General features: G+C 67.7%; 9 protein-coding genes. 7 read left to right on the forward strand and 2 right to left on the reverse strand.

Annotated features, from left to right (window positions below; genetic code table 11):
- Positions 1 to 197 precede the first annotated feature (197 nt).
- From QP166_RS05855 to QP166_RS05875, 5 genes are all read left to right on the forward strand, one after another.
- Positions 198 to 1,712 carry a tryptophan halogenase family protein gene (locus tag QP166_RS05855; protein WP_333915062.1) on the forward strand — a complete coding sequence of 505 codons (1,515 nt, stop codon included), beginning with the start codon at positions 198 to 200 and terminating at the stop codon, positions 1,710 to 1,712.
- Entirely contained in the window at positions 1,688 to 3,181 is a 1,494-nt protein-coding gene (locus tag QP166_RS05860; protein WP_333915063.1) for a tryptophan 7-halogenase, read from the forward strand. The genes QP166_RS05855 and QP166_RS05860 overlap by 25 nt, the downstream gene beginning before the upstream one ends.
- On the forward strand, positions 3,178 to 4,773 hold the full coding sequence (locus QP166_RS05865) for a tryptophan halogenase family protein (protein ID WP_333915064.1): 1,596 nt from the start codon (positions 3,178 to 3,180) through the stop codon (positions 4,771 to 4,773). Before QP166_RS05860 ends, QP166_RS05865 begins: the two co-directional genes overlap by 4 nt.
- The gene (locus QP166_RS05870; protein WP_333915065.1) at positions 4,770 to 6,185 is read left to right on the forward strand and encodes a tryptophan halogenase family protein; all 1,416 of its coding nucleotides are present in this window, start codon (positions 4,770 to 4,772) and stop codon (positions 6,183 to 6,185) included. Before QP166_RS05865 ends, QP166_RS05870 begins: the two co-directional genes overlap by 4 nt.
- A gap of 106 nt (positions 6,186 to 6,291) precedes the next feature.
- Complete coding sequence (locus tag QP166_RS05875; protein WP_333915066.1) at positions 6,292 to 7,302, forward strand: cupin-like domain-containing protein; 1,011 nt, start codon at positions 6,292 to 6,294, stop codon at positions 7,300 to 7,302.
- Between the two features lie 12 nt (positions 7,303 to 7,314).
- Here the strand turns inward: QP166_RS05875 and QP166_RS05880 are convergent, their stop codons facing one another.
- Both QP166_RS05880 and QP166_RS05885 read right to left on the reverse strand, forming a co-directional pair.
- The gene (locus tag QP166_RS05880; protein ID WP_333915067.1) at positions 7,315 to 8,331 is read right to left on the reverse strand and encodes a cupin-like domain-containing protein; all 1,017 of its coding nucleotides are present in this window, start codon (positions 8,329 to 8,331) and stop codon (positions 7,315 to 7,317) included.
- A gap of 3 nt (positions 8,332 to 8,334) precedes the next feature.
- Positions 8,335 to 9,348 (reverse strand): glycoside hydrolase family 5 protein, encoded by a 1,014-nt coding sequence (locus QP166_RS05885; protein ID WP_333915068.1) that lies wholly within the window; start codon positions 9,346 to 9,348, stop codon positions 8,335 to 8,337.
- A 408-nt stretch (positions 9,349 to 9,756) separates the two neighbouring features.
- Here QP166_RS05885 and QP166_RS05890 point away from each other — a divergent pair, with 408 nt between their 5' ends.
- A complete protein-coding gene (locus QP166_RS05890) occupies positions 9,757 to 10,431 on the forward strand; it encodes a sugar-binding domain-containing protein (protein ID WP_333915069.1) in 675 nt (224 codons plus the stop codon).
- On the forward strand, positions 10,428 to 12,410 hold the full coding sequence (locus tag QP166_RS05895) for a glycoside hydrolase family 2 TIM barrel-domain containing protein (protein WP_333915070.1): 1,983 nt from the start codon (positions 10,428 to 10,430) through the stop codon (positions 12,408 to 12,410). The genes QP166_RS05890 and QP166_RS05895 overlap by 4 nt, the downstream gene beginning before the upstream one ends.
- The last annotated feature ends 13 nt before the right edge of the window (positions 12,411 to 12,423 follow it).

The following is a 12,423-nucleotide window of genomic DNA, read 5'->3' on the forward strand; positions in this document are numbered from 1 at the left end:
AACCGATGTCTCATCACCAACATGGTGCGGCATCTTAGGTCCTTGGGTACGACCGTCGTGGTACTAACGCAAGACAGTTTGTTTGCGCTAACAGCGATATTTCTTCGGCGGCGGAATGACGGTTCCGGCCGAGGGAAATCACGGTATGACGAGGGTCGCGGGAACACGTACGAGCGTGTCATTGTGGGATAGGATGGATGGAGCGGGCAGCGAAACAGCGGGTGGTGGTCGTCGGCGGGGGCACCTCCGGCTGGATGACCGCGGCGGCGCTGGCGAAGCTGCTGCCGACTCGCTGTTCGGTAGAGCTGGTCGAATCGGAGGCGATCGGGATCATCGGCGTCGGCGAGGCGACCTTGCCGCACATTCGCGCCTTCAACGAACGGCTTGGCATCGTCGAGGCGGAGTTCATGGCGGCGACGCGCGCCACCTTCAAGCTGGGGATCGAGTTTCGCGACTGGGGGCGGATCGGCGACAGCTACATCCATCCGTTCGGCACGTTCGGGCGCGGCAGCGGCGCGGTGCAATTCCACCATTATTATACGCGGCTGTTGCGCGCCGGGGTGGCGTTGCCGCCGATCGAGACATTCTCGATGGCCTGTTCGCTGGCGCGCGCGAAGCGCTTTGGTCAACCGTCGGGCGACGGGCAGCAGATCGCCTCGACGTTCGGCTACGCCTATCAATTCGATGCGGTCGCCTTCGCGCCTTACCTGCGCCGCTTCGCCGAGCAACTCGGCGCGCGGCGGACCGAGGGGCGGATCGTCGCGGCGGAGCGCGAGGCGGAAAGCGGCGACGTCACCGCGCTCGTGCTCGACGACGGGCGGCGGGTCGAGGGTGATCTGTTCGTCGATTGCTCGGGCTTTGCCGCGCTGCTGATCGGGAAGGAGCTGGGCGAACCGTTCGAGGATTGGTCGCGCTGGTTGCCCGCCGATCGCGCGGTGGCGATGCCGTGCCGCACCGAAACCTCGGTGACGCCCTATACCAGCGCGGTGGCGATGCCGTCGGGGTGGCGGTGGCGGATCCCGCTCCAGCATCGCACGGGCAATGGCTATGTCTTCGCGAGCGATTTCCTGTCGGAGACGGAAGCCGCCGATGCGCTGACCGCGGTGGTCGAGGGGGAGCCGCTGGTCGCGCCGCGCACCTTGCGGTTCAAGGCGGGGCGGCGGGCGCGGAGCTGGTCGGGCAATGTCGTGGCGATCGGGCTGGCTTCGGGGTTCCTCGAACCGCTGGAGTCGACGAGCCTCTATCTGGTGCAGCAGGCGATCACCGCATTGGTGGAGCTGTTTCCGGAACGCGCGATCTCGGCGGTCGATCGCGACGAGTTCAACCGGCTGATCAACATGGAATATGACCGGGTCCGCGACTTCCTGATCCTGCATTATCATGCGACGGAGCGCGATGACTCGCCGTTCTGGAACTATGTCCGGACGATGCCGATCCCCGACAGCCTCGCCGAGAAGATGGAGCTGTTCCGCCGGCGCGGGCGGGTGGTGAAATATCGGGAGGGTGCGTTCCTCGATGCCAGCTGGGTGTCGGTCTATCTCGGCCAGCGCGTCGTGCCGGTCGGCACCGATCCGCGCGCGGACGGGCCGTCGCTCGACAGTCTGGTCGCCGGGCTGGAGCGGATGCGCGGCGAGATCGCCGCGGCGGTCGGCGCGATGCCCGATCACGCCGCGTTCCTGGCGCACTATTGCCCGATGCCGGCGGCGGCGTGACGATGCTCGACGGGCCGATCCGGCACATCGCGGTCGTGGGGGGCGGCATCGTCGGCTGGTCGGCGGCGGCGGCGCTGCGGCGGCGCGTGCCGGGGGTGGCGGTCACGATCGTCGCGACGTCGCCGGCGCCGGATGCGCTGGCGGACCTGATGCCCCAGACCTTGCCGTCGGCGATCGGCTTCCACGACGACCTCGGGCTGCGCGAGGACGATGCGGTGCTCCGCCCGGGCGGCGGGTGGCGGCTGGGGACGTTGTTCGAAGGGTGGGCGGACGATCTGCCGTCCTATGTGCATGCATACGGTCCGTACGGGCAGCCGTTCGGGACCGCATCGTTCCACCATCACTGGGCGCGGGCGGCGCGCGCCGGAACCGCCGCGCCGTTCGACGACCATGCGCCGGTGGCAGTGCTGGCGCGCGCCGGACGGATGGCGTTGCCGTCGGCGGCGCTCTTCGCCGGGATCCAGCCGGCGTTGGTGCTCGACGTCGTGCGCTATCGTGCGATGCTGGAGGCGTTCGCGCGACATCTGGGGGTCGAGGTCGTTGCCGGGGCGGCCGCGGCGGTCGAGCGGCGCAGCGAGGATGGGTTCGTCGAGCGACTGAGGCTGACCGATGGCGGCACGGTGAGCGCCGACCTGTTCGTCGATGCCAGCGGTCCGCGCGCGACGGTGCGGGGCGCGATCGACGAGGAGTGGGAAGACTGGGCGCGGTGGCTGCGGTGCGACCGGCTGATCATGGCGGAGGGCGCGGCCGAACCCTTGTCGCCGCTCGACCGGGTCACCGCCTTGCCCGCCGGATGGCGCTGTCGGAGCGCGGCACCGGGGCGGGTGCTGCAAGGTGTGTGCTACGCGAGTGCGCTGTCGTCGGACGAGGCGGCGCGGGCAGAGCTGTCGGTGGCGGCAGGTCCAGCGATCGCGTTCCGGCAAGGGACGCGGCCGACGCCATGGGCGCGCAACTGCGTCGCGATCGGCGATGCGGCGACGGTGATCGAACCGCTCGACTTCACCAACCTGCATCTGGCGCATAGCGCGATCGACCGGATCGTGGCGATGCTGCCCGGACGCGCCTGCCATCCGCTCGAGATCGCGGATTACAACCGCCAGGCGCAGGCCGAAGTCGTCCGCGTGCGGGATTTCGTGCTCTGTCACTATGCGACGGCGCGGCGCGGGGAGCCGTTCTGGCAGCCGCCGCGCGACCTTCCCGACAGTCTCGCGCGGACGCTGGCGCTGTTCACGGAGCGGGGGAGATTGCCGTTCTTCGAGGAAGAGACGTTCGCGCGCGACGACTGGCTGGCGGTGCTGCTGGGGCAGGGTGCGCTGCCGCGGCGGATCGATCCGCTGATCGATACCACCCCGGCCGCCGAGAGCGAGCGGGCGATGGCGGCGTATCGGGCAGCGATCCAGCAGGCGGCGCTGCGCTGTCCGACGGCGGACGCTTATTACAACATGCAGCGGGAAATGCTGGTCCAATGAACGAACATACCATTCGCAGCATCGTCATCCTCGGCGGCGGGACCGCGGGCTGGATGGCGGCGGCGGCGCTTTCCCGCTTTATGAACAATGGCGTGACGCGCGTAACGCTGATCGAGTCCGAGGAGATCGGCACCGTGGGGGTCGGCGAGGCGACGATCCCGCCGCTGCGCACGTTCAACCAGATGCTGGGGATCGACGAGCACGACTTCATTCGCGAGACCGGCGGGACGTACAAGCTGGGGATCGAATTCGTCGGCTGGGGCGACGTCGGCGAGCGCTATTTCCACCCGTTCGGCGCGCATGGGCACGACCTGGGCGGTGTCCACTTCCACCAATTGTATCTTCGCGAGCGGCAGCGGCGCGTGCTGCCCGACATTTCGGCCTGGTCGATGAGCGCGGTGGCGGCGCAGGCGGGCAAGTTCGCGCCGCCCGCCGCGCAGGCGCAATCGGCGGTGAAGGACCTGTTCTACGCCTATCACTTCGATGCCGCGCGTTATGCGGGCTTCCTCCGCCGCTACGCCGAGCGGAACGGGGTGCAGCGGGTGGAAGGCAAGGTGACCGCGATCGCCCAACGGCCCGAGGACGGGCATGTCACGGCGCTGAAGCTGGAAGACGGGCGCGTGATCGGCGGCGACCTGTTCATCGACTGCTCGGGCTTTCGCGGCGTGTTGATCGAGGAAACGCTCGAAACCGGCTATGACGATTGGCGGCATTGGCTGCCGTGCGACCGCGCGGTTGCGGTGCCCAGCGCCAACAGCGGCGACCCGGCGCCGTTCACGCGCGCCACCGCGCGCGGTGCAGGCTGGCAATGGCGCATTCCCTTGCAGGAGCGGACCGGCAACGGGCTGGTCTATTGCAGCGACTTTCAAACACAGGAAGCGGCGGAGCGCGAGTTGCTCGCCAATCTGGAGGGCGCGCCGCTCGCCGATCCGCGCCATTTGTCGTTCACCACCGGGCGGCGGAAGCTGGCGTGGAACCGCAACGTCGTCGCGCTTGGGCTGGCGTCGGGGTTCATCGAACCGCTGGAGTCGACCTCGATCCACCTGGTCCAATCGGGGATCGCGCGGCTGATCGCGCTGTTCCCGGATCGCCGCTTCGACCCCGTCGAGCGCGACGAATATAATGCGCAGATGCACGAGCTTTATGCCGACGTGCGCGACTTCGTGATCCTCCACTACAAGGCGACGCGCCGCCGCGACACGCCGTTCTGGGAACGGTGTCGCACGATGGACATCCCCGACAGCCTCGCGCGCAAGATCGACCTGTTCCGCGGCAAGGGTCGCGTGTTCCGCGAAGGGCGCGAGCTGTTTGCGACGACCAGCTGGGTCAGCGTCTGCTTGGGGCAGCATATCGTCCCGGAGAATTACGAGCCGGCGGTCGATGCGCTCGACGAGCAGCGCGTCGCGGCGGCGCTGGACCAGATGCGGCACGACTATCTGGAGGTCGCGGCACGGCTGCCCACCCATGGCGACTTCCTGCGGCATCTCACGGAGATCGCAGCCGTCGCGCCACCTGCGCCGCCGCCGGAGGCCGCACCGACCTTTTCCTTCGCGTCGGAAAAGCCGTTCGATTTCTCGGCGGACCCGTTGTGAGGACGGACGCGATCCGCCGTGTCGTGATCGTCGGCGGCGGCACCGCGGGATGGATGGCGGCGGCGGCGATCGCGCGCGTGCTGGGCGAGATGCCGGGGCTGGCGATCGAACTGGTCGAGTCCGAGGCGATCGGCACGGTCGGGGTCGGCGAAGCGACGATCCCGCAGATCGTGCTGTTCAACAAGATGCTCGGCATCGACGAGGCCGACTTCATGCGCGAGACCCGCGCGACGTACAAATTGGGGATCGAGTTCGTCGACTGGCTTCGGCCCGGGCATCGCTATGTCCATCCGTTCGGCTCGTACGGGCTGGATATGAAGGGCATCGAGTTTCACCATTTCTGGCTGAAGGGGCAGGCGCTGGGCGACGACACCCCGCTCGACGCCTATTCGCTGGCGATCGTCGCCGGGCTGCAACGACGCTTCGCGCACCCGCGTCCGGATCAGCCGGGATCGCCGCTGTCGAAGCTGGGCTATGCCTTTCAGTTCGATGCGGGGCTGTACGCGCGCTTCCTGCGGCGGCTGGCGGAAGCCAATGGCGTGCGCCGCACCGAGGGGCGGATCGTGTCGGTCGAGCGCGATGCGGAGAGTGGCCATGTCGCCGCGGTGGTGCTCGAATCCGGTGCGCGCGTCGAAGGTGACCTGTTCATCGATTGCTCCGGATTCCGCGGGCTGCTGATCGAGGGCGAGATGCAGGCTGGCTTTGAGGATTGGAGCGACTGGTTGCCGTGCGACCGCGCGGTGGCAGTCCCGTGCGCGAACGGCGGCGACCGGCAGCCGCTGACGCGTTCCACCGCGCGCTCTGCGGGCTGGCAATGGCGCATTCCGCTCCAGCACCGCATCGGGAACGGTTATGTCTATGCCTCGGCGCATCTGTCGGACGATGAGGCGGCGGCGACGTTGCTCGGCAATCTCGACGGGGCGCCGCTCGGCAAGCCGCGCTTCCTGCGCTTCACGGCCGGGCATCGACGGCGGGCGTGGGTGGGGAATGTCGTGGCGCTGGGGCTGGCGGGCGGGTTTCTGGAGCCGCTGGAATCGACGAGCATCCATCTCGTCCAGTCGGCGATCGCGCGGTTGCTTACCTATTGGCCGACCCGCAGTTTCGACCAGCGCGAGATCGATCGCTTCAACACCGCGCATGTCGCCGACTATGTCGACATCCGCGACTTCCTGGTGCTGCATTATAAGGCGACCGAGCGGCGGGACAGCGCCTTCTGGGATTATTGCCGCGAGCTGGCGCCACCTGCGGGGCTTGCCGAGAAGCTGGCGATCTTCGCCGCGAACGGACGCGTTTTCCGTGAGGGCGAGGAATTGTTCACCGAGACGAGCTGGCTGTCGGTGATGGTCGGGCAGGGCGTGACGGCGGGGGGTATCACCCGGCCGCCGACCTGCTGTCCGACGCCGAGACGCTGACGCGGCTCGCGCACATCCGCCATGTGGTGGCCGAGACCGCCGCGCTGCTGCCCGAGCAGGACGAATTGCTGCGGCGGATGGGATGCGACGTGATGGGCGTTGCCGCATGACGCCCGCACCGCTTCCCGAGTTGGAGGGCATCGACCGGCGTACCTTCGAAGCGGAGATCCGTCCCGCCGCGCGCCCGGTGGTGCTGCGCGGCATCGCCCGCGACTGGCCGGCGGTGACGGCGGCGCGGGCGTCGGCGGAGGCGGGCGTCGGCTATCTCAAGCGGTTCAGCCGGCCCGATCCGGTGTCGGCGATCCTTGGTGAACCGTCGATCGAGGGGCGCTTTTTCTACACGCCCGATCTGGGCGCGATGAACTTCGTGCGCGGGCAGACACCGCTCGACCCGTTCCTCGATCGGCTGCTTCGCGACCGCGATCATGCGCAGCCCTATGCGATGGCGATCCAGTCGGTCCCGCTGCCGGAGCTGTTGCCGGGATTCACGGAAGAGAATGCCACCACGCTGGTCGCGAGCGAGGTCGTGCCGCGGATGTGGCTGGGCAATGCGATCCGTGTCGCGACGCATTACGACCTGATGGAGAATATCGGCGTCGTGGTGATGGGGCGGCGGCGGTTCACGTTGTTCCCGCCCGAGCAGGTGGCGAACCTCTATATGGGGCCGCTGGAGCTGACGCCCGCGGGGACGCCGGTCAGCCTCGTCGATCCGGACGATCCCGATTATCCGCGCTTTCCGCGCTTTGCCGAGGCGGCGCGCGTCGCGCAGGTGGCGACGCTGGAGCCGGGCGACGGCATCTATATTCCGTTCCACTGGTGGCACGCGGTGCGGTCGCTCGACGCGGTCAATGCGTTCGTCAATTACTGGTGGAACCCGGCACCCGCGGGGCTCGGTAATCCGTATGATGCGCTGCTGCACGCGCTGGTGGCGATCGCGCCGCTGCCGGCGGATCAGCGCGCCGCTTACCGCGCGGTATTCGAGCAACTGGTGTTTCGCGGCAACGGCGATCCGGCAGCGCACCTCCCCGACACGGCGAAGGGCGTGCTGGGACCGATCGATGCCGCGACCGCCGCGCGGATCCGGGCGACGCTGCGGGAAAGTCTCGCGCGGTCTTAAGCCGTCGTTCGCCTAGACGCGGCCGCCGAGCAGACGGATCAGGAAACCGCGGAGCCGTTCGGTGCGCGCCGGGCTTCCCGCCGACAGGATACCGCGTGCCGCCTCGGGCAGATGCGCGCCGGCGTTCGCGGCGTCGTCGTCGAAGACATAATGGTCGAACCATGTGCGCCATGCCGCGCGCGGTGCCGGCGGCAGGTCGCGGATCGCCATCAGCGCGTGGACCAGCGCGCCGAACGGCGATGCGGTTTCCTCATGCGTCCACCAGTAATTCACGAGCACGTTGAGCCGGTCGAGCGCGGCGACGTGATGCCACCAGATCGCCGGGATGAAGATCGCGTCGCCCGGCTCCAGCTCCGCGACCTGCGCGTGCGCGAGCGCGGCGGAAAAGCGCGGATAGCGCGCGAGATCGGGCGCATCGGGATCGACCATGCTCGATGGCGGACCGGCCAGCGTGTTGTCGAGCGGGCCGATGTAGAGGTTGGCGAGCTGATCGGGCGGGAAGAGCGTGAAGCGCCGCCGGCCATGAACGACGCAGGCGATGTTGTTCGACTGGTCGTAATGCGTCGCGACGCGGGTCGCGTTGCCGATCCATAAGCGTGCCGGGGCGTTGCCGGTCGGCAGGTCCAGCGCATTGTCGGCTTCCCAGCCGGGCAGATGATCGGGCGCGGTCGCCGCGTTGGCGTAGAGCGCGTGCGGCGCCGCGACATCGTCGGTGGCGTAGCTGAGCAGCTGGCCGAGCAATTGTCCCAGCGCGACCTTCTGCCGGTGGAAGTTGAAGCCGGTGAGGTCGTGGTTGTAGAAGAAGCGGCCGCCGATCTCCGGCGCGCCGATCATCACGTCGAGCGGTTGCCCGCCGCCGAAGCCGGCCAGATAGGCGGCGATCGCGCGGTCGCCGCCGGCGCCGGCGCGCACCGCCGCCCAGTGGCGAACCTGTCCCCGCAGCACGACCGGCGCGTAGCCGCTCGCGACCTCGTTCGCGAAGGTGGCGGCGTCGACCGCGTCGCGCTCGGTGACATGTTGGCCTGGCATATATCAGCGTCGTTCGGGGATCAGCGCGGCGCGGATCGGCTCGACCCACCGGTCGCGATCGATGTCGTAGACGATGAAGTCGCTGTCGAACTGCCAATAGGCCCAGGGGAAACCGTGCGCCTCCGCCTCGCGCCGTACCGTGGCGGTGTAGCGCGCGCGCGCGGCGATCGGGGTGCCGCTTTTCTCATAAGCGCCGAACTCGCCCATCAGCACCGGGCGATCGTTCGCCTTCGACCAGGCGGCGACCTTGTCATAGTCGGCGCGGATGCGCGCTTCGTCGGCGGTGGTGAAGGGGATGTTCTTGAGCTTGGCGGTGTCGCCCGCCCAGGACGCGCCCTGATGCGTGAAGCGGAACGGCTCGTAGGAGTGGAAGGTGACGAGGATGTTGCGGTCTTCCTTGGGGAGTTGCAGCGTCGGCAGCTCCTCGAGGTTGTTCCAGCGCGTCGGGCCGACCACCAGCGTGCGCCGCGGGTTGCTGGATCGTACGAGCGGGATCAGCTTGGCGAGCATCGCGTTCCAGCGCGCGGCGTCGAGCGGGGCGTGGGGCTCGTTGAGCAGCTCGAACAACACGGTGTCGGGGGCGTTGCGGTAGCGGTCGCCGACCTGCTGCCAGAAGGCGAGCAGCTTCGGCTCGCACGCGTCGGGGTCCTTCGAGCAGACGTCGAAATCATGTTCGTCGAGGATGACGCCGAGCCCGGCCGCCGACGCCTCGCTGACGACCCAGTCGAGTGTTTCCAGCCACTTCGGGTCGAGGCGGTTCTGCGCATCCATGTGGCGAAACGATTGCAGCACGACGCGCACGAAATCGAAGCCGCCCTTTTTGATGATCTGGAAGTGGCGCGCCTTGAAGCGTGCTTTGGATCGGTCCTGCCAGAGCGGATCGTAGCCGATGATGTTGACGCCGCGCTTGAGCCGGGTGGCGCTGGTCCAGGCGGGGCCGATCCCGGCGGGGGCGGCCGAGGCGGTGGGAGCGGTGAGGGATGCGGCGGCGCTCAGCAGAAGAAAACTCAGGGGCATCAAGCCGATCCTTCGCGATCAGAGACGATGGTGGGCACGATAGTTCAGGTGTTTGGGGATGTCTTTCGACAAAAGCCCGTTCGCGATGCCGGGTATGCGTTCCTGGTCCAGAACCTTCTGGCAGGCTCGGGTGAGGCTTGAGCCGGCGTTCCGCTTCTCGCGAGGTCGGTGAGAGGCGGGATCCCGGAACAGTCGATTGGCCTTAGATCGGCGGATTGATCTGTCATACCAAATTTGTCATCCTTTTGGCGGAATGTTCGGTATAAGCAGATGAAAAGCTGCGTTTCGTCGGGTAACGACGACGAGTTGCTTGGAAAATAGAATATCCGTGATAGACCGCGATATGCCCGGACGATAAAACTGGTCAGGCCGATTTGGCTGAACTAGGATGGGGCAAGGGAGAGGGATATGAGGGTTCGGCTCGGATCGATCGCGCTTGCCATGCTGCTGGCTGCGCCCGCCTTCGCGCAGGCCGACCGGCAGGTCGTGCCGCTGGCGCAAGGCTGGGAATTCAGCCGCGGCGGCGCGTTGCCCGACGAGGTCACCTTTGCCGCGGATCGGCGATGGGAAAAGGTCTCGGTTCCCCACACCTGGAATCGCGTTGGCTATTACGTTCCGAATCCGCAGGATCACGTCAATCGTGCCGACACAATCGACAAATATCAGGGGATCGGCTGGTATCGGCTGACCTTCACGCCCCCGGCCGATTTCGACAAGCGACGTGCGTGGTTACAGTTCGATGCGGCCAGCCGTACCGCCGAAGTCTGGCTCAACGGGCAGCGGTTGGGCGAGCATCGCGGCGGCTTCTCGCGGTTCCGTCTCGACGCGAGCAGCGCCCTGCGTGTCGGTCAGGCCAATGTGCTGCTGGTCAAGGTCGACAGTACGCAACCCGAGGCGGACAGTTCGACCGCCGACGTGCTGCCGCTCGCCGGCGATTTCTTCGTCCACGGTGGTCTGTATCGTCCCGCCAGCCTGATCGGCACCGACGCGGTGCATATCGACATGCTCGATGCGGGCGGCAGCGGCATCCTCGCGACGACGCGCTCGATCGAGGGGGAGCGGCAAAGATCGACGTGCGGGTGAGGGCGCGCAACGACGGCAAGCGCGCGCAAGCCAGCCAGATCATCGTGCGGCTGGTCGATGCGGGCGGCAAGACGGTCGCGACGGATGCGCGCCGCGTGACGCTGAAAAGCGGCGGGGCGGCGGAGACGACGCAGGTGCTGACGGTCGCGAACCCGCATCTGTGGAACGGTGTCGCCAATCCTTATCTTCACCGCTTGGTCGTGGAGGTCGCCTCTCCGTCGGGGACGGTGTTCGACCGGGTCGAGCAGCCGTTCGGCATCCGCACGATGCGCGCCGATCCGGTGCGTGGCTTCCTGCTCAACGGCCGGCCGCTGCGCCTGCACGGCGTCGGCTATCATCAGGATCGCGAGGGTAAGGGCTGGGCGACCACGTCCGCCGACATCGAACAGGATGTCGCGATGATGCGCGACATGGGCGTCAATTCGATCCGGCTGACGCATTACCAGCATGGGCAGACGATCCACGATCTCGCCGACCGCTATGGCTTCGTCCTGTGGGACGAGATCCCGCTCGTATCCAAGTGGACGCACGGCGAGGCGATGACGGCGACCCCGGCGCTGCGGGCAAATGCGCGACAGCAATTGCGCGAGCTGATCCGGCAGAATGGCAACCACCCGTCGGTGGTGAGCTGGGGGATCGCCAACGAGGTCGATTTCGGCAAGTCGATCCCGGCGTTCATCACCGCCAAGAGCGGCGAGGCGCCCGATCCGCTGCCGCTGCTGCGTGAGCTGGATGCCTTTGCCAAGGCGGAAGATCCTTCGCGGCCGACCGCGCTCGCCACCTGTTGCGAGCGCGACATCGGCCCGACGTCGGCGGTGCCGATCACCGCGGTCGCCGCCGATCTCGGCGGGGCGAACCGCTATTTCGGCTGGTATTTCGGCACGCCCGCCGATCTCGGGCCGCATCTGGACGAACTTCATGCCAAGCGTCCGGGCCAGCCGCTGTCCGTAACCGAATATGGCGCGGGCGGCGCGACGACGATCCACACCGACAATCCCTTGGGCGGGCGCGTCGATCAGCGCGGGCGCAACCAGCCCGAGGAATACGAAAGCTATATCCATGAACGCGCGTGGGAGACGCTGTCCGCCAAGCCGTACCTGTGGGGGACGTGGCTGTGGAATTCGTTCGACTTCGCGACGACGGTGCGTCGCGAGGGCGACGGGATCGACATCAACACCAAGGGGCTGGTCACCTATGACCGCAAGATCCGCAAGGACGCCTTCTATTTCTACAAGGCGAACTGGAACACGGCGCCGACCGTCCATGTCAACGGCAGCCGCTATGTCGATCGCGCCTATCCGGCGACCGATGTGCGGGTCTATTCGAACGCGCCGCGCACCGAATTGCGCGTCAACGACCGCCTCGTCGGCACGCTTTCGGCCTGTCCGCAAATGACCTGCGTCTGGCCGAAGGTCGCGCTGACCGCCGGCGCCAACCGCGTCGTCGCGCGCGGGCTATTCCCCGACGGCGCGCAGGAGGATGCGGCCGTCTGGCAGCTGGCACCCGAGGCGCTACGCACGATCCGCATCGACAGCGGCGCGCTGGTCGCCGCCGACGTCGCGGGCAAGCGGTACGGCTCCGACGACTTCTTCGATGGCGGCAAGGCGGGGCAGGTCAACGCCTGGTCCGGCTATGGCCCGCGCCCCGCGCCGAAGGTGGTCGAGGGGACCAGCGAAGGCGCGGTGGTCGAGACCTATCGCGAAGGACGCTTCTCGTATGACGTGCCGGTCGCCAACGGCCGCTACACGGTTGCGCTGACCTTCGTCGAACCGTCGTCGACGGCGGGGGCGCGCCGCTTCGACGTAGTGGCCAACGGCAAGCGCGTGTTGCCGGCGTTCGATGTCGCTCAGGCGGCGGGCGGAACGATGAAGGCGATCACCCGTCGCATTCCGGTGCAGGTCTCCGACGGCAAGTTGCGACTGGCGTTCGTGCCCGTGCAGGGCGACGCGATCGTGTCGGGCATCGAGATTACGCGATGACGCCGTCGTTCAG

It is taken from the genome of Sphingomonas sp. LR60 (assembly GCF_036855935.1).
In the GTDB taxonomy this organism is placed as follows: Bacteria; Pseudomonadota; Alphaproteobacteria; order Sphingomonadales; family Sphingomonadaceae; genus Sphingomonas.

Coding starts and splice junctions, on each gene's coding strand:
- QP166_RS05855 (WP_333915062.1), top strand. CDS start 198: ATGGAGCGGGCAGCGAAACAGCGGGTGGTGGTCGTCGGCGGGGGCACC.
- QP166_RS05865 (WP_333915064.1), top strand. CDS start 3,178: ATGAACGAACATACCATTCGCAGCATCGTCATCCTCGGCGGCGGGACC.
- QP166_RS05875 (WP_333915066.1), top strand. CDS start 6,292: ATGACGCCCGCACCGCTTCCCGAGTTGGAGGGCATCGACCGGCGTACC.
- QP166_RS05880 (WP_333915067.1), bottom strand. CDS start 8,331: ATGCCAGGCCAACATGTCACCGAGCGCGACGCGGTCGACGCCGCCACC.
- QP166_RS05885 (WP_333915068.1), bottom strand. CDS start 9,348: ATGCCCCTGAGTTTTCTTCTGCTGAGCGCCGCCGCATCCCTCACCGCT.
- QP166_RS05890 (WP_333915069.1), top strand. CDS start 9,757: ATGAGGGTTCGGCTCGGATCGATCGCGCTTGCCATGCTGCTGGCTGCG.